Genomic DNA, 24824 nt, shown 5'->3' on the forward strand with positions numbered 1-24824 from the left:
CGTTCGCGGAGCGAGGGCGGGGGCGGGGGTGGCGACACGCCCGGGCGGTGAGGGGATCGGGTCGGGGTGCGGGTGACGAGGGTGGCTGGGGGTGGGGGTAACGCGGCCGGTGAGGGGAGGGTCCGGGGAACGGGGGGCGGTAAGGAAGCCCTCACGGTGGCGCGCGGTTAGTCCGGAATGCCCCGGGTTTGCTTGCTCATTACCTGGAGGCCGCTTACCGTTACGGTAGTGAGGGGTTACTCCGCGCACTGCGGATCGCCATAAGACCGGCACGTTCGAGCAGATGAGAGGGTGCAGGGCGCAGGTTTGCCGACCCATGGGTCCGGGGCCCGGCCGTGGCCTGCCTGGGGCCGGGGTGACGGGTCTGTTCGGCGCTTGACGCGCAGGTGTCCGGTGGTCTCCGGGCGCGGGTAGGTCCTCGCATCGCAGGCTCTCCACCTGCCGGTGGAGCCCGCACCGAGACGAGCCGGCCCGGGGGGCGACCCCCGGCACCCCCGAGAAGGGTCTGCGCCATGGTGAGCGTCCTGCTGGGTGCCGCGTTGCTGGTGACCCTGGTCGCTCTCATCCTGTCGCTGCGTCGCTCTCCCGGTCCGCCTGCCCCGACGGAGGACGAGTTGGCCGCCGTACGGCGTGAGGCCGAGGAGGTCAGGGCGCAGGCGAGGGCCGACGCGGAGGAGATCGTTCACAAGGCGGAGGTCCAGGCCGAGCACGTCGCCGACACGGCCCGGGCGGAGCTGGAGGACGAGGCCACGACGCTCAAGCGGGAGATGCGCACGCTGCGCGAGGACTTGGAGCGCAGGGAGACCCGGCTGGCCGAGCGGGAGCAGCGTCTCGACGCGGAGGCGCGCCGCGTGGAGGAACGCGGGCAGCGGCTGTCGGAGACCAAGCGGACGCTGGAGACCCGCCGGGCCGAGCTGGACCGGCTGGACGAGGACCGCCGCCGGGTGCTCGAGCGCGCCGCCGGGCTCACCGCCGACCAGGCCAGGGCCGAACTGGTCGCCATGATCGAGAACCAGGCCAAGCGCGAGGCCGTACTGATCACCAGGGAGATCGAGGGGGCCGCCCGTGCCGAGGGCGACAAGCGCGCCCGCAAGATCGTGACGCTGGCGATCCAGCGGGTGGCCGGCGAGCAGACCGCCGAGTCGGTGGTCTCGGTGCTCCACCTGCCCGGGGACGAGATGAAGGGCCGGATCATCGGCCGCGAGGGCCGCAACATCCGGGCCTTCGAGACCACCACCGGTGTCAACCTGATCATCGACGACACCCCCGAGGCGGTCCTGCTGAGCTGCTTCGACCCGGTGCGGCGCGAGGTCGGCCGGCTGACCCTGGAGAAGCTGGTGCTGGACGGCCGGATCCACCCCCAGCGGATCGAGGATGTGTACGAGCGCAGCAAGGCCGACGTCGAGCAACTCTGCGTCCGCGCCGGCGAGGACGCCCTCGTCGAACTCGGCCTCACCGACATGCACCCCGAGCTGATCGCCCTGCTCGGCCGCCTGCGCTACCGCACCTCGTACGGGCAGAACGTGCTCAAGCACCTGGTCGAGTCCGCGCACATCGCCGGGATCATGGCCGGCGAGCTGCGGCTCCCGGTCGAACCGGTCAAGCGGGGCACCCTGCTGCACGACGTCGGCAAGGCCCTCACCCATGAGGTGGAGGGCAGCCACGCCCTGATCGGCGCCGAGATCGCCCGCCGATACGGCGAGCACGAGGACATCGTCCACGCGATCGAGGCCCACCACAACGAGGTCGAGGTCCGTACCGTCGAGGCCGTCCTCACCCAGGCCGCCGACGCGATCAGCGGCAGCCGCCCCGGCGCCCGCCGCGAGTCCCTGGAGGCGTACGTCAAGCGCCTTGAACGACTGGAGCAGATCGCCCGCGACCGGCACGACGGCGTCGACAAGGTCTACGCGATGCAGGCGGGCCGCGAGATCCGCGTCATGGTCCGGCCCGACTCGGTCGACGACATCCAGGCCCAGGTCATCGCCCGCGACATCGCCAAGCAGGTCGAGGACGAGCTGACGTACCCCGGCCAGATCCGCGTCACCGTCGTCCGCGAGTCCCGCGCCACCGAGTTCGCCCGCTGACGCGAACGAGTCGGGCCGTTGCCGAAGGCCACCCGGGTGCGCCCCGAGGACGCAGAGCGAAACGAACGCCGACGCGCACGAGTGGACCCCGAGGATGCGGGGTGAGCCGGTGTGTCAGGGGCGGGCCGGTTGAGGGGCCGGGGAGGGCGACGGGGTCGGTGTGGGGAGACCGGGCTTGAAGCCTAGGGATTGGGCGTAGAAGGAGAGCTCGGACTCCAGGGCCGTGATGATGCTGTCCGCGCGGCGGAAGCCGTGGGACTCGCCCTTGAAGGTCATGTAGGTGCACGGCAGGCCCTTGCCGGACAGCGCGGTGGCGAAGCGCTCGGACTGGGCGGCGGTGACGACCGGGTCGTCGGTGCCGTGGAGGAGGAGGACGGGGGAGGCGGTCCCGTCCACGCGGGTGAGCGGGGAGCGTTCGGTGTAGGCGCGTTCGAAGCCCGGCATGGGGCCGATCAGGCCGAAGAGGTAGCGGGACTCGAAGTCGTGGGTCTCCGAGAGGTGGGCCTGCAGGTCGGTGACACCGTGGTAGGAGGTGGCGGCGCGGAAGAGGTCGGAGGAGGTGACCGTGGCGAGGGCGGTCCAGCCGCCGGCGCCGAGGCCGCGGACGGCGAGGCGGTGCGGGTCGGCGATGCCGCGGTCGATGAGGGCGCGGGCGGCGGCGACCGCGTCCTCCACGTCCACGACGCCCCACTGGCGGCGCAGCCGCTCGCGGAAGGCGCGGCCGTAGCCGGATGAGCCCCCGTAGTTGACCTCGATGACGCCGATGCCCCGGCTGGTGAAGTAGGCCCGTTCGAGGCTGAGGGCGCTGGAGGCGCGACCGGCGGGCCCCTCGTGGAGGAACACCAGGTACGGGGGCTTCTCCTCGGACGGCCCCTCGGCCTGGGGACTGGTGGGGGCGAAGACGTGGGCGTGGACCGGACGGCCGAACGGGCCGTCGAGCCGTTCCTCGCGGGGCTCGGGCAGGTAGGCGGCGTCGCGGACGGGGGCGGGCGCGCGGTGGAGCACCTCGGCGCGCCCCGACGCGGCATCGACGCGGACGAGCTCATCGGGCCGGGTGGCGTGACGGCCGACGCCCACGATGGTGCCGCCGTGGGCCGCCAGCACCGGCCGCCAGTCGACGTACGGCAGGTTCAGCTCGGTCAGCTCCAGGGTCTCCGGGTCGTAGACGCTGAGCCGCCGGTCGCCCTCCCCGTGCAGCACCGCCAGGCGTCCGTCCTCCAGCAGCGCGTACGGCATGCCGCCCGACTCCCACAGCGGGGCGGCGAACTCCTCCTCGGCCGGGTAGAGGGCCTGCGGGGACTCCCCGTAGAGGCCGACCTGGTAGATGTTCCACCAGCCGGGCCAGTCGGAGATGACGTACAGGGTGCGGTCGTCGGCCCACAGCGGCGCCAGCGCCGACTCCGTCAGCCCGCCCTTGACCGTGCGCGGGGCGGTGGTGCGGCCGTCCTCCAGCGCGGCGACGCGGACCTCGGTGCCGTCCCAGGGCATCCGGGGGTGGCTCCACTGCACCCACGCCAAGAAGTCGCCGTTCGGCGAGGGAACCGGGGACGCGTAGAAGTCGGAGCCGCTGACCAACTCGCGGATGGCCCCGGCGTTGTCGGCGGCGCGGCCGTCCAGCGGAATGCCCACGATGGCCCGGCGCACCCCGTCCGGGGTGTGGCCCTCGCACACGCACCAGATCTCCGCCAGGTCGGGGGAGAGCACGAAGTCGGCGTACCGCAGCCCGCCGGGGACGGCCGCCTCCGGCGTCAGGGGGCGCGGCTCGGCGTCGCCCGGGTCGAGCAGGTACAGGCGCTGGTCCTCGAGGTTGGCGAAGACCAGCGCGTGCCCCTCGGCCGTGCGCACCGGCAGGTACGAGCGGCCGCCGTGTTCGTGGACCCGGGTCCGGGCGTCCCAGGGCGCTCGGAGCAGTTCGGTGCGTTCCCCGCCCGCCAGATGGACGACCGTGGTGCGTCCGCCCTCCTCGGGCCGCGACTCCTGCCACCACACGTCGCTGCCGTGCACGATGGGGAAGCCGAGGCGCAGCCCGGCGCGGGCGACGTCGGCCGCGGAGATCGGGGAGGGCCAAGTGCCGTAGGGGAGGGTAACGCGAGCGGTCATAACGGAATCGTCCCGCAAACGAGGAACGATTGGGGCCCTGACTGTCCAGATGAGTTCTGAAAGTAATTTGGCCGCCGACCTTGCAAGATCCACAAAAAGGGCGGAGGTCAGGACACCGCCGCCGTCTCCTCCCGCCGAGCGCGGCCGAGGAGGGCCCGCAGGTCGCGGACGGCCGTCCGACCCGCCCGGTTGGCGCCGATCGTGCTGGCGGACGGACCGTAGCCGACGAGGTGGACGCGGGGGTCCCGGACGGCCCGGGTGCCGTCGATCTCGATGCCGCCGCCCGGCGCCCGCAGCCGCAGCGGGGCCAGATGGTCGAGGGACGCGCGGAATCCGGTGGCCCACAGGATGACGTCCGCCGCGAACGAGCCGCCGTCGGCCCACACGACCCCGTCCGGCGTGACCCGCTCGAACATCGGCAGGCGCTCCAGGACGCCCCGATCGCGGGCCGCCCGCACCTCGGGTGTCAACATGAGCCCCGTGGCACCCACCACGCTCCCCGGCGGCAGCCCCCGCCGCACCCGCTCCTCGACGCGCGCCACCGAGTCGCGTCCCCGCGCCTCGTCGAACGGGCCGTCGACCCACACCGGCGGACGCCGCGTCACCCAGGCCGTCGCGGACGCGACCTCGGCGATCTCCATGAGCAGTTGAACGGCGGACGCCCCGCCTCCCACGACCACGACCCGCCGCCCCGCGAACTCCGAGGCGCTCCGGTAGTCCACCGTGTGCAGTTGGCGGCCCCGGAACGTCTCCCGCCCCGGGTAGTACGGCCAGAACGGGCGCTCCCAGGTGCCGGTCGCGTTGATCAGGCCCCGGACCGACCAGACACCCTCCGAGGTGTCCACCAGCAGCCGACCGTCCTCATCGTCGCGCACCGCGGTGACGTCGACGGGACGATGCACCGGAAGGTCGAACGTCCGCTCGTACCGGCCGAAGTACTCCGACACCACCTCGGACGCCGGCCTGGACGCGTCCGCCTCGCCCAGCGGCAGCCCGGGCAGGTCGTGAACGCGATGCGCCGCGCTCAGCGTCAGCGACGGCCACCGATGCCGCCACGCACCGCCCGGCCCCGGGTTGTGGTCGAACACCACGAAACCCAGCCCCGAGCGGCGCAGCGCGTACGCACTCGACAGCCCCGCCTGCCCCGCCCCGATCACCGCCACGTCGACCCGCTCGTACGTCACGTTCGCTCGAACCACCGCCGACGGCGCCCGATTCCCACCGGAGGCCCGATTTCGAGTCACCGCCGGGCGACGGAGAATCCCCGGCCGCCCGAACGGCGACCGCCCACGCCCGAACGGCGACCACGCACGCCCGAACGGCGACCGCCTACGCCCGAACGGCGACCGCCTACGCCCGAACGGCGACCGCCTACGCCCGAACGGCGACCGCCCACGTCCGGACGGTGACCGCCTACGCCCGAACGGCGACCGCCCACGTCCGGACGGTGACCACGCGCGCTCGAACGGTGACCACCACCTCCGAACGGCGACCACCCACGCCCTAACGGCGACCGCTTACGCCCGAACGGTGACCACCACGTCCGAACGGCGACCACGCGCGCCCGAACGGCGACCACCCACGTCCGAACGGCGGCCACGCGCGCCCGAACGGTGACCACCACGTCCGAACGGCGACCACGCGCGCCCGAACGGTGACCACCACGTCCGAACGGCGGCCACGCGCGCCCGAACGGTGACCCGTGTGCTCTGACGGTGACCGTCCGCGAGTGTCCTTCTAGTCCGCGCCCGTGGCCGCGTCGGTGGTCGACAGGCCGACCGCGCCGCCGGTCGTTGCGTCGGCCGCCAGGGTGCGCGCCGAGGTCTTGCGGCTGCGGCGGCTGCGGCGCTCCAGGCGGTTGGCCAGGTGGCTGAGGGCCATGTTGATGCCGATGTAGATGATCGAGATGACGATCGCGGCCGGGATCAGGTTGGCGTAGTTGGCCGGGACGATCCGGAAGCCGGAGCTGAGCAGGTCCTCGTAGGCGATGACGAAGCCCAGGGCGGTGTCCTTGAGGAGCACGACCATCTGGCTGACCACGGCGGGCATCATCGCGGTGATCGCCTGGGGCAGCAGCACCAGCCGCATCACCGCGTTCTTGCGGAGGCCGATGGCGTAGGCGGCCTCCGACTGGCCGCGCGGGACCGCCAGCACCCCGGCCCGCACGACCTCGGCCAGGACCGAGCCGTTGTACATGACCAGGCCGAACACCAGGGCGGCGAACGCGGGCACGGTGACGTTCCCGGCGTTGATCTCCACCCCGAAGACGAAGAAGACGTTCTCCACGAGGGTCCGCTGCAGATTGCCGAGCGGGCCGTCCGCGATGACCGGGCTGATCGCCGGCGGGACGAAGAACGCGAGGAAGATCAGGATCAGCAGCGGGATGGCCCGGAAGAACTCCACCACCGCGCCCGCCGGGAGCCGGATCCACCAGTGGTCCGACAGCCGGGCCAGTCCGAACACCACGCCGAACAGCAGCGCCAGCACGGAGGCCACCGCCGCCGCCGCGAGGGTGTTCTTCAGCCCGGGGAGGATGAGGTTGTCCCACACCTGCCATTCGGTGAAGGGGTCCCACAGCTTGCCGGCCCACTGGCCCCGGTCGTTCAGCCGGTCGTAGACGACCCACGCGACGCCCAGCAGGAGCAGGGCGGAGACGCCGGTGATGATGTTGTTGCGCAGCCGGGCCCGCGGACCCGGCGCGTCGAACAGGACGTTGGCCCCCGACCGACTCATCGCGCCACCGCCATCCGCTTGGCCAGCCAGCCGAACAGGAAGCCGGTCGGCAGGGTGAGGATCATGTAGCCGACCGCGATCCCGACGAAGATCGGGATCGACGCCCCGAAGTCGTAGAACAGGTTCTTCATCACCGCGGCGGCCTCCACCCCGTAGGCGACGGCGCCGACCACCGTGGTGTTCTTGATCATGGCGATCATCACGCTGCCCAGCGGCGCGATGACCGCCCGGACCGCCTGCGGCAGGATGATCATCCGCAGCGACTGCGTGGAGGTCAGCCCGATGGAGCGGGCGGCCTCGGCCTGCCCGAGCGGCACCGTGTTGATGCCCGACCGCAGCGCCTCACAGACGAACGCCGAGGTGTAGACCGACAGCCCGAGCACGCCCCACCAGTAGCGGTTGATCCCCTCCGAGTCGGACAGCGTGACCTTGAGGTTGTCGTTGATCGCCAGGATGCAGATGGCCAGCACCAGGGTCAGCGGCGTGTTCCGCAGCAGGTTCACCACGAAGGAGCCGGTGGCGCGCAGCACCGGGGTCGGCGACACCCGGAAGGCCGCCAGGACCGTGCCGAGGAACAGCGACAGCACGGCGGTCATCGCGGCGATCCGGATCGTCGCCCAGAAGCCCAGGAGGATCTTGTCGAGGTTGTCGAAGACCGGGCCGAAGTCCAGGAGTTGGTCCATGAGGATCCACGGGTCGGGGGCCGCGCCGGGCGCACCGGCGCGGCCCTTCGTCAAGAGAACGGACTGCGGGTCAGGCGCAACCCTCGAACTGGGGGACCGTGGTGGTGAACTTCAGCCCGGTGCCGCCGAAGTGCTTCTGCAGCAACTGCTGCGCGGTGCCGTCGGAGTACATCTTGGTGAGGGCCTTGTTCACCGCCTCGCAGGTCTCCAGGTCGCCCTTCTTCAGGCCGACGCCGTACTTCTCGTCGGTGAAGGGGTCGCTGATGACCTTGAAGGCGCCCTTCTGCTGGTTGGCGAAGCCGGCCAGGATCAGGTCGTCGGTCGTGACCGCGTCCAGCGAGCCCGACTTCAGCTTGGCCACGCAGTCGGAGTACCCGGTGGCGTCGACCAGCTCGGCGTCGATGTTCAGCTTGCCGTCCGGGGGCGGGTCGGTGATCCGACGCCAGGAGTTCGATCCGGCGGCGCGGCAGAGCTTCTTGCCCTTGAGGTCGGTGGCCTTGGTGATGTCCTTGTTGTCCGCCAGCACCATCGTGTCCTGGTGGGCGACGTAGTACGGACCGCCGAAGGTGACCTTGGGCTTGCGCGAGTCGGTGATGGAGTACGTCGCGAAGATGATGTCGACCTGGTTGCTCGCCAGGAAGGACTCGCGGTTCTCCGAGCGGGCCTCCTTGAAGGTGATGCCGCTCGCCTGGACGCCGAGCTCCTTGGCGACGTACCTGGCGACGTCGACGTCGAAGCCCTCGTAGGTGCCGTCCGGCTTCTTCAGGCCCAGCGCGGGCTGGTCGAACTTGATGCCGACGACCAGCTTGCCGCTCTCCTTGGCGCGCTGTGCGAGGGGCTTGCTCTCGGCTTCCTTCTTCTCGCTGTCGCTGCCGCAGGCGGCGGCGCCCAAGGCCAGGGCCGCCGCCATGGCGACGGCGGCGAACTGACGTGCTCGCATATGCGTACCTCTGTTTTCGTGCCGACTCGCTCGGATCAAAAGGGTGCTGAACGTTCAGTGGGTGAGGATCTTCGAAAGGAAGTCCCGGGCGCGGTCCGTGCGCGCGTTGGTGAAGAACTCGTCGGGCGTGTTCTCCTCGACGATCTGTCCGTCCGCCATGAAGACGACCTTGTTGGCGGCGCGCCGGGCGAAGCCCATCTCGTGGGTGACCACGATCATGGTCATGCCCTCGCGGGCGAGCCCGGTCATCACCTCGAGCACCTCGTTGACCATTTCCGGGTCCAGCGCCGAGGTGGGCTCGTCGAACAGCATCACCTTGGGCTCCATCGCGAGGGCCCGGGCGATGGCGGCGCGCTGCTGCTGCCCGCCGGACAACTGGGCGGGGTACTTGGCGGCCTGCGCGCCGATGCCCACCCGGTCCAGCAGGGCCATGGCCCTGTCCTCGGCGTCCGCCCGCTTGCGCCGGCGCACCTTGGTCGGGCCCAGCGTGACGTTCTGCAGGATCGTCTTGTGGGCGAACAGGTTGAACGACTGGAACACCATGCCCACGTCGGAGCGCAGCCGGGCCAGCTCCTTGCCCTCCTCGGGCAGTCGTCTGCCGTCCACCGTGATCGTGCCGCCGTCGATCGGCTCCAGCCGGTTGATCGAACGGCAGAGGGTGGACTTGCCGCCGCCGGACGGGCCGATCACCACGACGACCTCGCCCCGCTCGACGCTGAGATCGATGTCCCGCAGCACGTGCAGAGGACCGAAGTGCTTGTTGACCTTCTCGAGCAGGACGAGCGGAACGTGGTCGGACCCCACCGCTCCGCCGGCCTCGATGCCGCTGTCCTTCATGGCTCGGGACTCTATGGCATGGACGGTGCCGGATCACTTACCGAGCGGTACCGATAGGATCACAGATTCGTACGTCATCACCCATAACGCCGTGTTTTTATGGTGGCTTCGGCCCCGCACGGAAGATCATCGCGTTCTCCCCGGGTGACGCGGGGCGCGCCTCGCACCGCGTAGGCTTGGCAACTGTCATGAACGCGCCCACGATCACCCCCGAAGCACCCCGCACGTACCAGATCCGCACGTACGGCTGCCAGATGAACGTGCACGACTCCGAGCGCCTCGCCGGGCTGCTGGAGGCGGCCGGCTACGTCAGGGCCGACCGGGCGGCGGAGCCGGACGTCGTGGTGTTCAACACCTGCGCCGTCCGCGAGAACGCCGACAACCGCCTGTACGGCAACCTCGGTCACCTGCGGCCCGTCAAGGACGGCCACCCCGGCATGCAGATCGCGGTCGGCGGCTGCCTGGCCCAGAAGGACCGGGACGCCATCGTGCGCCGCGCCCCCTGGGTGGACGTCGTCTTCGGCACCCACAACATCGGCTCGCTGCCGGTGCTGCTGGAGCGCGCCCGGGTCGGGCGGGAGGCCCAGGTCGAGATCAAGGAGGCGCTGGAGACCTTCCCCTCCACGCTGCCGACCCGCCGGGAGTCCCCGTACGCGGCCTGGGTGTCGATCTCGGTGGGCTGCAACAACACCTGCACGTTCTGCATCGTCCCGGCGCTGCGCGGCAAGGAGCGCGACCGCCGCCCCGGCGAGATCCTGGCCGAGGTCGAGGCGCTGGTGGGCGAGGGCGTGCTGGAGGTGACGCTGCTCGGCCAGAACGTCAACGCCTACGGCTCGGAGTTCGGCGACCGTCAGGCGTTCGCCAAGCTGCTGCGCGCCTGCGGGGAGATCGACGGGCTGGAGCGGGTGCGGTTCACCTCGCCGCATCCCCGGGACTTCACCGACGACGTCATCGCCGCCATGGCCGAGACGCCCAACGTGATGCACTCCCTGCACATGCCGCTGCAGTCGGGGTCCGACGCGGTGCTGCGGGCGATGCGCCGCTCCTACCGGCAGGACCGCTACCTGGGCATCATCGAACGGGTCCGCGCTGCCATGCCGGACGCGGCGATCACCACCGACATCATCGTGGGCTTCCCCGGCGAGACCGAGGAGGACTTCGAGCAGACCCTGCACGTGGTGCGGGAGGCGCGGTTCTCCGGCGCGTTCACCTTCCAGTACTCCAAGCGTCCCGGCACCCCGGCGGCCACCATGGACGGGCAGGTGCCCAAGGAGATCGTGCAGGAGCGCTACGAGCGGCTGATCGCCCTCCAGGAGGAGATCTCCTGGTCGGAGAACAAGCGGCAGCTCGGTCGCACCCTCGAGGTGCTGGTCGCCGAGGGGGAGGGCCGCAAGGACGACGCCACCCGGCGTCTGTCCGGGCGCGCCCCAGACAACCGGCTGGTCCACTTCCGGCAGCCGGACGAGACGGTGCGTCCCGGCGACATGGTCACCGTGGAGGTCACCTACGCGGCCCCGCACCACCTGGTCGCCGACGGGCCCGTGCAGACGGTCCGGCGCACCCGGGCGGGCGACGCGTGGGAGGCCCGTCAGGGGCGGGTCGCGGGCGCTGCGGGTGTCGCGCTCGGCATGCCGACCATCGGCCGCCCGGCCGCCCCGCCGCAGTCGGCGGGCTGCTCGGCGCACGGCTGACCGGCGCACGCCGCCGCGCCGGCCGTCCCACCTTCGGGGAGCGGTCCGGCGCGCGGCGAGGATCGGGGCCTACTAGGCGCCCGGCGTGCCCGGCGTGTTCGGCGGCCCGGTGTCGCGGCCCTGTTGCTGCTGTCCTCGGTCGATGTGCTCCCCGGCCTTCTTCTGCGCCTTGTCCACCTTGTCGGCGTACTTGCCGCCGGTGCGCTTGTCGACCATGTCACCGGCCTTGTCGACGGCCTGCTTGGCCTTGCCGGAGTTCTGGCCGAGCATCTCCTTGACCTTCGTCATGAACGACATGTGGTCCCCCCGATGTCCCGGATGTCGGCTCCGGTACTTTCGCCCGGTGCCCGAACACCGCTCCCATACCCCCGCGGATGGCATGGTTATCGTGTGACCTCAACAGACGTTCTGGCCGTGGTGGGGCCGACCGCGTCGGGCAAGTCCGATCTGGCGGTCGAGTTGGCGCTGCGGCTCGACGGGGAGGCCGTCAACGCCGACTCGATGCAGTTGTACCGGGGCATGGACATCGGCACCGCGAAGCTGACGCGGGAGGAGATGCGCGGCGTCCCGCACCATCTGCTGGACGCGTGGGACGTGACCGAGACCGCCAGCGTCGCCGAGTACCGGCGGCTCGCCGGCGACGTCATCGACGACGTCCGGGAACGGGGACGGGTCCCGGTCCTGGTGGGCGGGTCCGGCCTGTACGTGCGGGCGGCGCTGGACGAGATGGACTTCCCCGGCACCGACCCCGCCGTGCGCGCCCGTCTCGACGCCGAACTGGCGACGGTGGGCCCCGCGGCGCTGCACGAGCGGCTCCGGACCCACGACCCGAGGGCGGCGGAGGCCATCCTGCCGAGCAACGGACGGCGCATCGTCCGCGCCCTGGAGGTCATCGAGATCACCGGCCGCCCGTTCACCGCCACGCTGCCGGAGTACCGCCATCGGTACCGCGCCGTGCAGATCGGGCTGGAGGTGCCGCGACCGGAGCTGGACGAACGCATCGCCCTCCGCGTGGAGCGCATGTGGGAGGCCGGGCTCGTCGACGAGGTGCGGACGCTGGAGAAGGCGGGCCTGCGCGACGGCCTGACCGCCGGACGGGCCCTCGGCTACGCCCAGGTGCTGCGGTTCCTGGCGGGGGAGTGGACCGAGGAGCGGGCCAAGGAGGAGACGATCCGGTCCACCCGCCGGTTCGCCCGCCGCCAGGAGTCCTGGTTCCGCCGGGATCCCCGGGTCCACTGGCTGCCGTACGACGACCCCGACCTGCTCGCCCGCGCACTGGCCCTGCCGGGCTAATACGATCTGAGCATGCGTTTCGTGAAGGGGCACGGCACCGAGAACGACTTCGTCATCCTGCCGGACCCCGAGGGTTCCCTGGACCTGACCCCGGCCGTCGTGGCGGCCCTGTGCGACCGCCGGGCGGGCATCGGCGCCGACGGGGTGCTGCGGGTCGTCCGGGCCAAGGCCGCCCACGACCCGACCGCCGAGGCGCTCTCCGGCGAGGCCGAGTGGTTCATGGATTACCGCAACGCCGACGGCGGCGTCGCCGAGATGTGCGGCAACGGGGTCCGGGTCTTCGCCCGGTACCTGGTGGACGCGGGCCTGGCCGCGCCGGGGGAGTTCGCCGTGGCGACCCGCGGGGGCCTCAAGCGGGTGACCCTCGGCCCATCCGGCGACGTCAGCGTGGACATGGGCCCTCCGGTCGTGCAGGGCGAGGGCCGGGCGACGCTGGCGGGCGAGGAGCACACCGGCCTGCGCGTCTCCATGGGCAACCCCCACCTGGCGTGCCCGGTCGACCGTCCCGTCCGAGAGCTCGATCTCTCGCGGGGGCCGGACTTCGACACGGCCGTCTTCCCGGAGGGCGTCAACCTGGAGCTGTTCCGCCCGGTGGGCGACCACCATGTCGAGATGCGGGTGTTCGAGCGCGGCTCGGGCGAGACCCGTTCCTGCGGGACCGGCGCGGTCGCCACGGCGGTCGCGGCGGCGGTCGCGGCGGCGGGCCCGTCGGCGCCTCCCGGCGAATGGCTGGTGGACGTCCCGGGCGGCAGGGTCACGGTCGTCCTCGACGGCCGTACCAGCCACCTGCGCGGCCCCGCGGTCCTCGTCGCCGACGGCGAGATCAGGGCCTCCTGGCTCCGCTGATCGGCGACCCGGGACGAACGCCCGGGAAGCGGCCCGAACGGGTCCTGACGACGACGGGACGGTGGTCCCTCCGCGACGGGACCGCCGGGGGCCTAACTTCAGACGTGCACACCCTGTGGGAGGCCGCACGGATAGGGATGGGAGCCCCGACGTCCGTGCGGTGACGGGGCCGGTGACAACCTTCATGGCGGGGGGCGGTCACCGGCCCTTTGCAGTTCCCAACCCCTGCGATCCCTCGGGTCAGGGCGCGCCGTTGATGGGCAGCCGGGCCTGGACGAGGGTGCCGCCAGCCGTGCCGGGGCCGATGGAGCAGGAGCCGCCCAGCTCGGCGGCCCGTTCGCGCATCGAGGACATGCCCACACCGGCGCGGGCGTGCTCCGGCAGGCCCACGCCGTCGTCGGCGACGCTGAGGTGCAGTTCGCCGCCGCGGTCCAGCCTGACCAGGACGATCCCGGCCCGGGCGTGCCGCCGTGCGTTGGTCAGCGCCTCCTGGGCGATCCGGTAGGCGGCGACCTCGACGGCGGCCGGCAGGTCGTCCAACTCGCCGTCCACCAGCACGTCCACGCGCGGGCCCCCGGCGGTGCCGTCGGCCAGGGCGCGGACGGCCCCCGCCAGGCCCAGGTCGTCCAGCGCGGGCGGGCGCAGCCCGTACACCAGCTCGCGGATGTCGCCGATGGTGCCGCTCATGGTGGTGCGCAGCTTCTCCAGCAGCGGGTCCACGGCCGCCGGGTCGCGGTGCAGGGTGATGCGGGCGGCGTCCACCGTCATGGCCAGGCTGGCCAGCGTCGGACCCAACCCGTCGTGCAGGTCCCGCCGGAGCCGCCGGCGCTCCTCCTCGCGGGTGGCCAGGATGCGTTCCCTGGACCGTTGCACGTCGGCGGCCAGCCGGACCGCGTTGGCGAGTTCCGCCAGGTTGCGGGCCATCACGGAGGCGATCCGGCGGTCCGGGATCTCCGCCCGCGAGTACAGCAGCCGGCCCACCGGCCGTCCGTGCCAGATCAGCGGGATCGACTCCGGGTCGGCGCCCAGGTCGCCGTCCTCGGCGATCGCCGCCCGGCCCTCGCGGCCCAGCACCTCGACCGTCACGCCGGCGGCCCGCAGCGCCTCCCGGACCACCGAGGCGGCGATGGCCAGCGCGGCCGCCGGGTCGGAGGCGGTCTGCAGCCGCCGATTGAGCCGGTCGGCGATCCGGTACGGGTCGCGTTCGCCGTGCAGCAGCCGGTCCACGGTGCGCTGCAGCCGCCGCCGCACCGGCTCGAACACCGCGCCCGCCGCGATCGCGCCCACCAGCCCCGCCATCGGCCCGCGCCCGGACAGGACCAGGCTCGCGGTGCCGACCAGGGCGAAGTACACCCCGGTGATGACCACGGCCAGCCCGGCGTAGACCAGGGTCCGACTGATGACCAGGTCGATGTCGTACAGCCGGTACCGGGTGATGGCGATGGCGATGCAGATCGGGACGGTCGCGATCGTGACGTTGCGGAGGGGATCGCCGATGGGGGTGGTCTCGCCGACGTAGATGATCGTCTGGGCGAGCACGCCCGGGTAGATGACCCAGGCGATCTGGCGGCGCACGTCGGCGGGGGATCGCCAGAACCGCAGCGCCACCGAGACCAGCCCCGCCAGCAGCGTCCCGATGATGGTGACGCTGATCGCCAGGGGGATGTCCTGGAACGGGTAGACCGAGACCCCGTTGTGGAACCTGCGCGCCTCCGGGTCGACGGTCAGATGCACGCACACGATCAGCGGCGTGGCGAACGCCGCCGCCAGCACCGGCCGGAACCACCGGGACACCAGCCGCCCGTCCGGGAAGATCAACGGAAGCACCAGCGTCAGCGCGAACGTGTCGACCGCCCACAGCCAGTGGCCCAACCAGCGGAAGAGCCAGGCCCCGGGATGCTCGTTCAGCTCCAGCCAGGGACCCAGGTTGAGGGACAGCACGTACACCGCCGCGCTGAACCCGGCGACGAGCATCAGCCACCCGACGTGCAGCCCGGGCCGGTGCCGTACCAGCAGGTAGGCCACCGGCGTCCAGGTGAGCGCGATGACGATCTCGGGATGCCACCACACCATCCGCCGGGCGGCGGGCACGTCCAGGCCCAGTCCCAGGGAGGCGGCCACGAGCGCGACGGCCGCCAGGGTGAGCAGGAGCGCCGCGCGGACCGCCCGGCGGTCCCGCACTGTCGTCACTAAGAGGTCTTTCTGCCGAAATGTCGGGGTGAGGGCATCGTAGAACGTCCCGGTCGCTGTCCTGCCGGCGATGGGGCGGTCGTCTCATGACGGCGGGACAGAACGCCTCCCACACTGGCGGAGCCGGAGCCCGAGAAGCGGGCGGTCGGCTCGACAGGTAAGGGGTGCGGCGAAGATGCGCAGGCTGATCGGTGCGCTGGTCGCGGTATGGCTGGCTGTGCTGGCCGTGCCGGGCACGGCGTGGGCAGAAGAGAAGAAGGAAGTGCCGCTGGCCACCCGGCTGGCCGCCAAGTCGCATCCGGCCGTGCAACTGCTGGCCACGACGTACTCGGCGACCCTGTCGGTGCCGACCGCGGAGCCGAACAACGCCGAGGTCCAGAGGCTGGCCCAGGAGACCGCCCGGCGGGTGCTGAACGGGGAGATCCCGAGGGACGATCAGAGCCTCTACAAGTACATCCTGGAGCAGTTCGCCGCCGACGTGGACCGCTTCCTGAAGCCGTCCGAGCCGGTCCGGACGGTGGAGGCCAAGGTCACCGGCACCTGCACCGGCTGGTGGGTGACACCCGACGGCTACATGGTCACCGGGGCGCACTGCGTCAAGCCGGACGCCGAGGAGCTCGGTCGGACGTTCGCCAAGCAGGCGCTGGACCAGATCAACAAGCAGGACGTCGCCGCGCTGATCCAGTCCATCGCCCAGGAGGGCCAGGCCAGCAGCGCCAACGTCGAGATCGCCACCCGGATCGTCGTCAACTTCAACGCCAAGCACCTGCGGATCGGCGAGACCCAGCAGTCCACCGCCGTGCTGCAGAGCGTCCAGGGCGGCGGGGTCGACAAGACCGCCAAGGAGCTGCCGGTCGAGGTCGTCTCCGCGGGCGAGAGCTACCCCGGCAAGGACGTGGCGCTGCTCAAGGTCAACGGCCAGCAGAACCTGCCCACCCTGGAGCTCGGGAACGACGACGACGTGCAGGTCGGCGACACCCTCTACATCGACGGCTTCCCCGGGACGGTCACCAACAACGGCTCGCTGAGCATCGACAGCAAGCTCCAGCCGACCTTCACCCAGGGCCCCTACAACGCGCAGCGCAGCACGCAGGGCGGGGTGCCCTACTTCCAGACCCAGGCCCCGGCCTACGGCGGCAACTCCGGCGGCCCCGTGTTCAGCGACTCGGGCAGGGTCGTCGGGATCCTGATCGCCGGCCTGAACGACACCGACGGCCAGTCGGCGCAGAACCAGCAACTGGTGCTGCCGGTCAGCGTGGTCAAGGAGCACCTGAACGGCAAGAACGTCAAGCCGGTCGCCTCGACCACCACCGTCTCCTACAACAAGGCGCTGGACTCCTACTTCAAGCGGCACTACAAGCGGGCGCTGCCCAAGTTCCGCGAGGTGCAGGCGCTCAACCCGGGTCACCCGTACGTCAACAAGTACATCAGCGACTCGCAGGCGGCCATCAACGCCGGCAAGGACGAGACGCCGTCCCCGATCATCGTCTGGGTGCTCATCGGCGGCGCGGTGCTGGTGGTCGTGATCATCGTGGTGGTGCTGGTGTCGACGCTGCGGCGTCGCTCCCGCCGCCGGCCCGGCCCGGGCGGTCCCGGTGGTCCGGGCGGCGGGTTCCCGCCGGTCCCCGGCTCGAGCGCGGGCGGCCCGGGCAACCCGTACGGGGCCCCGCAGCCGGGGCTGCCGGTGGGCGGCCCGATGTCGGGACAGCCGACCTACCCGGGCGGTCCGCCCCCCGGTCCCGTGGGCCCGCCCCCGCAGCCGCCGGGCGGTCCCGGGTACCAGGCGCCCTGGCCCGGAGCGCAGTGACACCGGTCCCGGTGACCCGGGCCCGATGACGACGAACGGCCCGTCGGCGGAATCCTCCGCCGACGGGCCGTTCCGTCACGTCAGGGGCACGGACAGGCTCGTCATCAGGGTGCGCACGCCCAGGCGCATGACCGCCGGATCGACGTCCTTCAGCAGGACGCGCTGCAGGATGAAGCCCGGCAGCAGCCCGAACAGGGCCTTGGAGACGGCGGTGAGGTCGGCGTCGGCGGGGAGTCGGCCGACGTCGCGCAGGCGTTCGGCGTAGGTCAGCCACACCTGGCGGATCCGCGTCATGGCGTCCAGGACGATCACGCCGACCTCGGGATCGTAGAGCGCCAGCGCCCACGCCTGCGGGGCGAGCCGCAGCGCGTCGGCGTCGTCGACGGAGTACTGGGCGACGAGCAGGTCGCAGATGCGTCCGACGACCTCGTCCAGCTCGGGCAGCGGGTTCTCGGCGACGATCGACGCCATGCTCGCCGCGACCCGGATGATGGTGTCGGCGGCGATGGCCTCGACCAGGTCGCCCTTGCTCTTGAAGTAGCGGTAGACGGCGCCGGCCGACATCCCGCTCTCGGCGAAGATGTCCTGCATCGACGTCTCGTGGAAGCCCCGGCGGGCGAAGCAGACGCGCGCGGCGTCCAGGACCTGCCGTCGCCGGCGCTCGAGGTGTTCCTCACTGACCCGTGGCATGCCCTCAATCTAAAACGAACGTCCGTTCTTGACAACCGACCCGGCCGCTGGAACGCTGAGGGCATCAAAGAGAACGGACATCCGCTTTTTAGGAGAAGGCCGTGAACACCTCCCTCGGACGCCGGACCCTCGGGGTGACCCTGGCTGCCACCGTGATCCAGCTCGTCATGGTCGTCGCCTTCGGCTGGCCCGCCGCCCGCTCCGCCCCGCACGACCTGCCCATCGCGGTGGCCGGGCCCCAGTCGGCCGCGGTGGCCGACCGGCTGGCCCGGCAGGGCGGCTTCGAGATCGCCGTGCTGCCGGACGAGGCCGCCGCCCGCCGGGCCGTCACCGACCGGGACGCGTACGGCGCCATCGTGACCACCCCGGCCGGGCCCAAGGTCCTGGTGGCCTCCGCGGCGAGTCCGCAGGTCGCCCAGCAGATCGGCCAATACGCCGCCACCCTGTCCGGCGCCCCGCGTCCCCCGGTCACCGACGTGGTGTCCGCCGGTCCGCACGGCACGGCGTTCGGCACGATGGTGCTCCCGCTGGTGATGTCGGGCATCGCCGCGGCGGTGCTCCTGACACTGGTCATCCCCGCCCTGGCCTGGCGGCTGGCCGGCCTGGTCGGCTTCGCCGTCCTCGGCGGCCTGGGCGTCTCGGCGCTGGCCCAGGGCTGGCTCGACATCCTGGACGGCTCCTACCTGACGGTCGCCGCCGCCATGGCCCTGACGATCCTCGCGGTCACCGGCACGGTCGTCGGACTGGCCGGGGTGATCGGCCGCCCGGGCATCGGGGTGGGCGCGCTGACCATGCTGCTGCTGGGCAACCCGCTGTCGGGCGCGTCCTCCGCGCCCGAGCTGCTCCCCGAGCCGTGGGGCGACCTGGGCCAACTGCTGCCCCCCGGCGCGGGCGCCACGCTGCTGAGGTCGTACGGGTACTTCGACGGCGCGGGCGCGGGCGGGTCGCTGGCGGTGCTGGGGGTCTGGGCGGCCGTCGCGGTCGCGCTGATCCTCGTGGCCGCCCTGCGGGACCGTTCCCGTACGGGCGGGGAGTCGGCCGACGCGGGCGCACCCGCACTGGTCGGCTGAGCCGACACCCACACCGACAGCGACACCGTCGGCGACGGCGGAGCGGGGCCCGGGCCATCGTGCCCGGGCCCCGTCCCGTTCGACGGACCGTTCGGCGTTCGCGGGCCCCGGCGCCCGACAGAAGGGTCGGCTGAGGGCCGAAGGTACCGATTCGTCGTTTCACCCACGCGCGGCGTGACAGCTCAGTAGCCTTCTGTAGCTGCCGTGTTCGCGAGGGGGGTGACATGGCGAGGTTCCTGGTCCGCAGACTGCTCAACTACGTGGTGCTGGTCGTGCTGGCCGCCAGCCTCGCGTACCTGCTCGCGGCGGCCACCCTGCGGCCGCGCGCCAACTTCGAGGAGCGTAGCCCACGGCCGCCGGCGAGCGTGGTGGACGCCCAGCTCACCGCGTTCAACCTCAACGACCGGACGCCGTTGGCCCGGCGCTACCTGACCTGGGCGTCCGGCCTGGTGCGCGGTGATCTGGGGCGCACCTGGGACGGCGACCCGGTGACGCCGGAGCTGTGGCGGCGGGCCCTGGTCAGCGTCCGGCTGCTGGTGCTCGGCACCGTGCTCGGCGGGGTGCTCGGGGTGCTGGTCGGCGCGTTCGCGGCGGTCCGGCAGTACCGGACGAGCGACCGGCTGATCACCGTCGGGTCGTTCGCCGTGCTGTCCACGCCGGTGTTCGTGCTGGCGGTGCTGCTCCAGATCGGCGCCGAGCGGGTCAACGAGATCACCGGCGTGCAGATCTTCGAATGGGTGGGGGAGTACACACCGGGGGAGACCGGCGGAATGATGGGGCAGACCGGCGGCCGGCTCCAGCACCTGGTGCTCCCCACCCTGACGATCGTGCTGGCCCAGGTCGCCGTGTTCAGCCGCTACCAGCGCCATCTGATGCTGGACGTGATCGGCGCGGACTTCGTGCGCACCGCCATGGCCCGGGGCCTCACCCGCCGGCGCGCCCTGTTCACCCACGGGCTGCGCATCGCGCTGATCCCGGTCACCACCTACTTCGCCTACACGTTCGGCCTGGTGCTGCTCGGCGCCATGTTCACCGAGAAGATCTTCGGCTGGCACGGCATGGGCGAGTGGCTGATCGACTCCATCAACCGGGGCGACGTGAACGCCGTCGCGGCGGTCAACCTGTTCGCCGCGGTGCTGGTGCTGCTGGCCGGGCTGGCCTCCGACACGGCGCACGGGCTGCTGGACCCCCGGGTCAGGGCGGGCCGGTGACCGCTGCCGCCGGGGAGCCGGGCCCGCCGATGCCGTCCCGGGGAGCCCTGCTGGCGCGCCGGCTGCTGGCCGACCGGCGGGCGGTGCTGGGGCTGGCGCTGCTGGCCGCGCTGTTCCTGCTGGCCTTCGCCGGGCCCGGTCTGGTCCGGTGGAGCTGGACCGACACCGACTTCACGGCGATGCGCGAGCCCCCGTCGTCGGAGCACTGGTTCGGCACCACGCAGAGCGGTCGCGACGTCTTCGCGCTCACCCTGCGCGGCCTGCAGAAGTCCCTGCTCATCGGGATCTGCGTGGCGGTGATCTCGACGGGGGTGGCCGCGGTGGTGGGCACCGTGGCCGGTTACGCCGGGGGCTGGGTGGACCGGCTGCTGATGTGGGGGGTGGACCTGCTGCTGGTGCTGCCGGCGTTCCTGGTGATCGCGGTGCTGACCCCGGTGTTCCGTTCCGCCTGGCCGCTGCTGGTGCTGCTGCTGGCCGCGTTCATGTGGATGGTCACCGCGCGGATGGTGCGGCAGATGACGATCTCGCTCAAGCGGCGCGAGTTCGTGCTGGCCGCCCGCTATCTCGGGGTGAGCCCGCCGCGCATCGTGGTCCGGCACATCCTGCCGCACCTGGCCTCGCTGCTGATCATCGACGGCACCCTGAACGTGAGCGTGGCGATCATCGCCGAGAGCGGGCTGTCGTACTTCGGGTTCGGGGTCCAGCCGCCGGACATCTCGCTGGGCACCGTGATCGCCGACGGGACCGCGGCGGCCACCACCTTCCCCTGGCTGTTCGGCTTCGCGGCGGCGCTGCTGGTGCTGATCGTGCTGGCGGTCAACCTGGTCGGCGACGGGCTGCGCGACGCGCTGGACCCCGGGCACCGGCGCGCCCCGGGAGGCGGTGGCCGGTGACCGTGCTGGAGGTCGAGGACCTGCGGGTCACCTTCCGGAACGGGGCGGTGCCCGCGGTCCGGGGGATGGCCTTCGCCGTCGCGCGCGGGGAGGTGCTGGGCATCGTCGGCGAGTCCGGCTCCGGCAAGTCCGCGACCGCGCTGGCGCTCATGGGCCTGCTGCCGCCGGGCGCCGAGGCCACCGGGTCGGTGCGGCTGCGCGGCCGGGAGCTCATCGGGCGCTCGGACGGCGAACTGGCCGGGGTGCGCGGCAAGGACATCGCGATGGTGTTCCAGGACCCGCTGTCGGCGCTCACCCCCGTCCACCCGGTCGGCGACCAGATCGCCGAGACCGTCCAGGTGCACCAGGGGGCGTCCAAGGCGGTGGCCCGCGCCCGCGCCGTGGAACTGCTGGACCTGGTGGGCATCCCGGACCCGGCCCGGCGGGCCCTGGCGTACCCGCACGAGTTCTCCGGCGGGATGCGGCAGCGCGTGATGATCGCCATGGCCATCGCCAACGACCCGGCCGCGATCGTGGCCGACGAGCCGACCACCGCGCTGGACGGCACCGTCCAGGCCCAGGTGCTGGAGGTGCTGCGGGCGGCCAAGGAGGCCACCCGCGCCGGCATCGTCCTGATCACCCACGACCTCGGGGTGGCCGCCGGGATCGCCGACCGGGTGATGGTGATGTACGCCGGTCGGGCGGTCGAGACCGGGCCGGTCGACGACGTGTACGCGCGCCCGCTCATGCCGTACACGATCGGGCTGCTGCAGTCGGTGCCGCGCCTGTCCGGCCCGCCGCCGTTCTCCCGGGACGGCGGGGGCGACGGCCGGCGGCGGCTGGTGCCGATCGAGGGCAGCCCGCCGGCTCCGGCGGAGCTGCCGCCCGGCTGCCCGTTCGCGCCGCGCTGCCCGATCGCCGAGTCGCTGTGCCGGGACGCCGAGCCGCACCTGCGCCCGGCGGGTCCCGACGACCGCGCCGTCGCGTGCGTCAAGGACATCGGCGACCCCGCGGCGGTGTACCCCGAGCCCGGGCCGCCGCCGCTGCCCGCCGGGCTGCCCGAGCGTGCGGAACGGCCCGTCGTGCTGGAGGTGACCGACCTGGTCCGCCACCATCCGCTCTCCAGGGGCGGGCTGATCCGGCGGCGGGTCGGCACGGTGCGGGCCGTCGACGGCATCGGGTTCGACATCCGGGCCGCGGAGACCCTCGCCCTGGTCGGGGAGTCCGGCAGCGGCAAGACCACCGCGCTGATGGAGATCCTGCGGCTGCGGGCCCCGCAGGGCGGAAGGATCGTGGTGCTCGGCGAGGACGTCGCCGGGCTCGACGGCGCCCGGCGCAAAGAGCTGCGGCGGGACGTGCAGATCGTGTTCCAGGACCCGCTGGCCTCGCTCGACCCCCGGATGCGGATCGCCGAGATCCTCGCCGAGCCGCTCACCGCCCACGGTCGGCCCCGCCGGGAGGCCGCCGGACGCATCACCGAGCTGCTGGCCCTGGTGGGCCTGGAGGCCGACCTGGCCGGACGCTACCCGGAGAGCCTGTCGGGCGGGCAGCGCCAGCGGGTCGCCATCGCCCGGGCCCTGGCGCTCGAGCCCCGGCTGGTGCTGCTGGACGAGCCGGTCTCCGCGCTCGACGTGTCCGTCCAGGCCGGCGTGCTCAACCTGCTGGCCGATCTGCAGGCGCGGCTCGGCCTGGCCTACCTGGTCGTCACGCACGACCTGGCGGTCGTCCGGCACATCGCCGACCGGGTCGCGGTGATGTACCTGGGGCGGATCGTGGAGCTCGGCCGGGCCGGGCACGTCTACCGCCGGCCCGCCCACCCCTACACCCGGGCGCTGCTGTCGTCGGTGCCCGTCCCGGACCCGCCGCGCGAGCGGGGCCGCCGCCCCGCGCCCCTCCCGGGCGAGCCCCCCGATCCCGCCGACCCGCCCTCCGGCTGCCGGTTCCGCACCCGCTGCCCCCGCTACCGGGAGCTGGACGCGACCCGGGCCCGACACTGCGAGACGGCGGAGCCGCGCCTGGAACGCGTCGGCCCGGACCAGTTCACGGCGTGCCACTACTCGGAGACGACCTCATGAGACTGCCGACCCCCTCCGTGTCCCTCACGGTGTGCGCGATCGCGGTGGCCGGGCTGCTGGCCACCGCGCCGGCCTGCGACCCGTTCGGCCCGTCGGCCGGGGACCGCGCCCCCGCCGAGATGTCCCGGCTGCCCGCCCACGACGTCAACCCGATGCGCCGGGAGCGACTGCGGGTGGGCGGCACGCTGCGCTGGCCCATGCCCGAGTTCCCCGCCCAGTGGAACTTCCACCACGTCAACGGGGCTCGAGGGGTGGTGAACGAGGTCCTCCAGGGGGTCATGCCGTACCTGATGCGCTCCGACGAGAAGGGCGTCTCGCACGCCGTGCCCGAGTACCTCGACCACGTGCGGATCAGCACCGGCCCCCGGCAGGTCGTCACCTACACCATCGACCCGGAGGCGCACTGGTCGGACGGCACGCCCATCACCTACCGGGACTTCGCCGCCCAGGCGCACGCGCTGTCGGGGCGGGACGCGCGCTACCAGGTCGCGGCCGTGACCGGTTACGACCGGATCGCCTCCGTGCGTCGGGGGCGCGACGACCGGCAGGTGGTGGTGACGTTCGTCCGGCCGTTCGCCGACTGGCAGTCGCTGTTCAACCCGCTGTACCCGGCCGCGACGGGCTCGGACCCGGCGACGTTCAACGAGGGCTGGCTGAACCGGCTGCCGGTCACCGCCGGGCCCTTCAAGATCGAGTCCATCGACCGGACCGCCAAGGCCGTCACCATCGTCCGCGACCCCCGCTGGTGGGGCCGGCCGGCGCTGCTGGACCGAATCGTGTTCCGGATCATGGACCCCAGCGCCGTGCCGGGCGCGTTCGCCAACGGCGAGGTGGACGTGATGGAGGCGGGCGGCGACGCCAACGCCTACCGTCGGGCCCTCGACGACGAGGGCGCGATGATCCGCCGGGCGGCCGGGCCGGACTGGCGGCACCTGACGTTCAACGCCACCGGGCCCGTGCTGGGCGACCTGCGGGTGCGGCAGGCGGTGATGCTCGGGATCGACCGGCGGGCGCTGGCCGAGTCGGGCCTCAAGGACCTCGACTGGCCCGTCCAGGTGCTCGGCAACCACTTCTACATGAACACCCAGGAGGGCTACCGGGACAACGCCGGCTACCTGGGCCGCCACGATCCGGCCCGGGCCGGGCGCCTGCTGGATCAGGCGGGCTGGCGGCGCGTCGGGAACCACCGGGTCAAGGACGGCCGGACCCTGTCCCTGCGGTTCGTGGTGCCCTCCACCCAGCAGATCAGCAAGCGGGAGGGCGAGCTGGTCCAGGCGATGCTCGGGGCGATCGGCGTCCGGGTGGAGATCCGCCCGGTGCCGACCGACGACCTGTTCGACCGGTACGTCACGCCCGGCAACTTCGACATCGTCCCGTTCTCCTGGCTGGGCACGCCGTTCCCGGTGTCGTCCAACCGCGCCGTGTTCGCGATGCCCCAGCACGGCACCATCCAGCAGAACTACTCGAGGATCGGCTCCCCGGCCATCGACGCCGCCATGGACCGCGCCGCCGCCGAGCTCGACCCGGTGGCGGCCCGGCGCCTCGTCAACGAGGCCGACCGGCTGGTCTGGCGGGAGGCCGCTGTGCTGCCGCTCTACCAGCGCCCCCAACTGCTGGCTGTGCGGGGCGACCTGGCCAACTTCGGCGCCCGGGGCTTCTACGACCTGGCCTACGAGGACATCGGGTTCGTCCGCCGCTGAGG

The 24824-nt window shown here is 72.5% G+C and carries 19 protein-coding genes; 10 read left to right on the top strand and 9 right to left on the bottom strand.

Annotation, left to right across the window (positions count from 1 at the left end):
* Positions 1 to 512: 512 nt before the first annotated feature.
* A complete protein-coding gene (rny, locus tag DFJ69_RS23435) occupies positions 513 to 2084 on the top strand; it encodes a ribonuclease Y (RefSeq protein WP_116024584.1) in 1572 nt (523 codons plus the stop codon).
* 114 nt (positions 2085 to 2198) lie between these two features.
* Here rny and DFJ69_RS23440 read toward each other — a convergent pair whose 3' ends face one another.
* The 6 genes from DFJ69_RS23440 to DFJ69_RS23465 form a co-directional block, all read right to left on the bottom strand.
* Positions 2199 to 4184 carry a S9 family peptidase gene (locus DFJ69_RS23440; RefSeq protein ID WP_116024585.1) on the bottom strand — a complete coding sequence of 662 codons (1986 nt, stop codon included), beginning with the start codon at positions 4182 to 4184 and terminating at the stop codon, positions 2199 to 2201.
* Positions 4185 to 4291: 107 nt separating this feature from the next.
* A complete protein-coding gene (locus tag DFJ69_RS23445) occupies positions 4292 to 5368 on the bottom strand; it encodes an NAD(P)-binding domain-containing protein (RefSeq protein WP_116024586.1) in 1077 nt (358 codons plus the stop codon).
* Positions 5369 to 5921: 553 nt separating this feature from the next.
* Positions 5922 to 6917 (bottom strand): amino acid ABC transporter permease, encoded by a 996-nt coding sequence (locus DFJ69_RS23450; protein WP_116024587.1) that lies wholly within the window; start codon positions 6915 to 6917, stop codon positions 5922 to 5924.
* Complete coding sequence (locus DFJ69_RS23455) at positions 6914 to 7600, bottom strand: amino acid ABC transporter permease (RefSeq protein WP_116026844.1); 687 nt, start codon at positions 7598 to 7600, stop codon at positions 6914 to 6916. Before DFJ69_RS23455 ends, DFJ69_RS23450 begins: the two co-directional genes overlap by 4 nt.
* 70 nt (positions 7601 to 7670) lie before the next feature.
* Positions 7671 to 8540 carry a glutamate ABC transporter substrate-binding protein gene (locus DFJ69_RS23460; RefSeq protein WP_116024588.1) on the bottom strand — a complete coding sequence of 290 codons (870 nt, stop codon included), beginning with the start codon at positions 8538 to 8540 and terminating at the stop codon, positions 7671 to 7673.
* Between the two features lie 54 nt (positions 8541 to 8594).
* Positions 8595 to 9377, bottom strand: a complete 783-nt coding sequence (locus DFJ69_RS23465; RefSeq protein WP_116024589.1) for an amino acid ABC transporter ATP-binding protein — start codon at positions 9375 to 9377, stop codon at positions 8595 to 8597.
* Between the two features lie 188 nt (positions 9378 to 9565).
* Between DFJ69_RS23465 and miaB the strand changes: the two genes are divergently transcribed.
* Complete coding sequence (gene miaB / locus DFJ69_RS23470; RefSeq protein ID WP_116024590.1) at positions 9566 to 11068, top strand: tRNA (N6-isopentenyl adenosine(37)-C2)-methylthiotransferase MiaB; 1503 nt, start codon at positions 9566 to 9568, stop codon at positions 11066 to 11068.
* A 72-nt stretch (positions 11069 to 11140) separates the two neighbouring features.
* On the opposite strand, the gene DFJ69_RS23475 is transcribed toward miaB, so the two are convergent.
* Positions 11141 to 11365, bottom strand: a complete 225-nt coding sequence (locus DFJ69_RS23475) for an antitoxin (protein WP_116024591.1) — start codon at positions 11363 to 11365, stop codon at positions 11141 to 11143.
* 93 nt (positions 11366 to 11458) lie between these two features.
* Here DFJ69_RS23475 and miaA point away from each other — a divergent pair, with 93 nt between their 5' ends.
* The gene (miaA, locus tag DFJ69_RS23480) at positions 11459 to 12361 is read left to right on the top strand and encodes a tRNA (adenosine(37)-N6)-dimethylallyltransferase MiaA (RefSeq protein WP_245974539.1); all 903 of its coding nucleotides are present in this window, start codon (positions 11459 to 11461) and stop codon (positions 12359 to 12361) included.
* A 12-nt stretch (positions 12362 to 12373) separates the two neighbouring features.
* On the top strand, positions 12374 to 13207 hold the full coding sequence (gene dapF / locus DFJ69_RS23485) for a diaminopimelate epimerase (protein WP_116024592.1): 834 nt from the start codon (positions 12374 to 12376) through the stop codon (positions 13205 to 13207).
* 240 nt (positions 13208 to 13447) lie between these two features.
* On the opposite strand, the gene DFJ69_RS23490 is transcribed toward dapF, so the two are convergent.
* The gene (locus tag DFJ69_RS23490) at positions 13448 to 15397 is read right to left on the bottom strand and encodes a sensor histidine kinase (RefSeq protein ID WP_116024593.1); all 1950 of its coding nucleotides are present in this window, start codon (positions 15395 to 15397) and stop codon (positions 13448 to 13450) included.
* Positions 15398 to 15572: 175 nt separating this feature from the next.
* Here DFJ69_RS23490 and DFJ69_RS23495 point away from each other — a divergent pair, with 175 nt between their 5' ends.
* On the top strand, positions 15573 to 17204 hold the full coding sequence (locus tag DFJ69_RS23495; protein ID WP_116024594.1) for a S1 family peptidase: 1632 nt from the start codon (positions 15573 to 15575) through the stop codon (positions 17202 to 17204).
* Between the two features lie 75 nt (positions 17205 to 17279).
* Here the strand turns inward: DFJ69_RS23495 and DFJ69_RS23500 are convergent, their stop codons facing one another.
* A complete protein-coding gene (locus DFJ69_RS23500) occupies positions 17280 to 17894 on the bottom strand; it encodes a TetR/AcrR family transcriptional regulator (protein ID WP_116024595.1) in 615 nt (204 codons plus the stop codon).
* Positions 17895 to 17995: 101 nt separating this feature from the next.
* Between DFJ69_RS23500 and DFJ69_RS23505 the strand changes: the two genes are divergently transcribed.
* From DFJ69_RS23505 to DFJ69_RS23525, 5 genes are all read left to right on the top strand, one after another.
* Positions 17996 to 18964 (top strand): hypothetical protein, encoded by a 969-nt coding sequence (locus DFJ69_RS23505; RefSeq protein ID WP_116024596.1) that lies wholly within the window; start codon positions 17996 to 17998, stop codon positions 18962 to 18964.
* Between the two features lie 224 nt (positions 18965 to 19188).
* A complete protein-coding gene (locus DFJ69_RS23510) occupies positions 19189 to 20175 on the top strand; it encodes an ABC transporter permease (protein ID WP_116024597.1) in 987 nt (328 codons plus the stop codon).
* A 29-nt stretch (positions 20176 to 20204) separates the two neighbouring features.
* Entirely contained in the window at positions 20205 to 21068 is an 864-nt protein-coding gene (locus tag DFJ69_RS23515; protein ID WP_116024598.1) for an ABC transporter permease, read from the top strand.
* A complete protein-coding gene (locus DFJ69_RS23520) occupies positions 21065 to 23122 on the top strand; it encodes a dipeptide ABC transporter ATP-binding protein (protein WP_116024599.1) in 2058 nt (685 codons plus the stop codon). The genes DFJ69_RS23515 and DFJ69_RS23520 overlap by 4 nt, the downstream gene beginning before the upstream one ends.
* Entirely contained in the window at positions 23119 to 24822 is a 1704-nt protein-coding gene (locus DFJ69_RS23525; RefSeq protein WP_116024600.1) for an ABC transporter family substrate-binding protein, read from the top strand. The genes DFJ69_RS23520 and DFJ69_RS23525 overlap by 4 nt, the downstream gene beginning before the upstream one ends.
* Positions 24823 to 24824: the final 2 nt, after the last annotated feature.

It is taken from the genome of Thermomonospora umbrina (assembly GCF_003386555.1).
Taxonomy (GTDB): domain Bacteria; phylum Actinomycetota; class Actinomycetes; order Streptosporangiales; family Streptosporangiaceae; genus Thermomonospora; species Thermomonospora umbrina.

What these genes read in the sequence shown, in the direction of transcription:
- rny (WP_116024584.1), top strand. Translation starts at nt 513, where the DNA reads ATGGTGAGCGTCCTGCTGGGTGCCGCGTTGCTGGTGACCCTGGTCGCT.
- DFJ69_RS23440 (WP_116024585.1), bottom strand. Translation starts at nt 4,184, where the DNA reads ATGACCGCTCGCGTTACCCTCCCCTACGGCACTTGGCCCTCCCCGATC.
- DFJ69_RS23450 (WP_116024587.1), bottom strand. Translation starts at nt 6,917, where the DNA reads ATGAGTCGGTCGGGGGCCAACGTCCTGTTCGACGCGCCGGGTCCGCGG.
- DFJ69_RS23455 (WP_116026844.1), bottom strand. Translation starts at nt 7,600, where the DNA reads ATGGACCAACTCCTGGACTTCGGCCCGGTCTTCGACAACCTCGACAAG.
- DFJ69_RS23460 (WP_116024588.1), bottom strand. Translation starts at nt 8,540, where the DNA reads ATGCGAGCACGTCAGTTCGCCGCCGTCGCCATGGCGGCGGCCCTGGCC.
- DFJ69_RS23465 (WP_116024589.1), bottom strand. Translation starts at nt 9,377, where the DNA reads ATGAAGGACAGCGGCATCGAGGCCGGCGGAGCGGTGGGGTCCGACCAC.
- miaB (WP_116024590.1), top strand. Translation starts at nt 9,566, where the DNA reads ATGAACGCGCCCACGATCACCCCCGAAGCACCCCGCACGTACCAGATC.
- DFJ69_RS23475 (WP_116024591.1), bottom strand. Translation starts at nt 11,365, where the DNA reads ATGTCGTTCATGACGAAGGTCAAGGAGATGCTCGGCCAGAACTCCGGC.
- dapF (WP_116024592.1), top strand. Translation starts at nt 12,374, where the DNA reads ATGCGTTTCGTGAAGGGGCACGGCACCGAGAACGACTTCGTCATCCTG.
- DFJ69_RS23495 (WP_116024594.1), top strand. Translation starts at nt 15,573, where the DNA reads ATGCGCAGGCTGATCGGTGCGCTGGTCGCGGTATGGCTGGCTGTGCTG.
- DFJ69_RS23500 (WP_116024595.1), bottom strand. Translation starts at nt 17,894, where the DNA reads ATGCCACGGGTCAGTGAGGAACACCTCGAGCGCCGGCGACGGCAGGTC.
- DFJ69_RS23510 (WP_116024597.1), top strand. Translation starts at nt 19,189, where the DNA reads ATGGCGAGGTTCCTGGTCCGCAGACTGCTCAACTACGTGGTGCTGGTC.
- DFJ69_RS23515 (WP_116024598.1), top strand. Translation starts at nt 20,205, where the DNA reads ATGCCGTCCCGGGGAGCCCTGCTGGCGCGCCGGCTGCTGGCCGACCGG.
- DFJ69_RS23525 (WP_116024600.1), top strand. Translation starts at nt 23,119, where the DNA reads ATGAGACTGCCGACCCCCTCCGTGTCCCTCACGGTGTGCGCGATCGCG.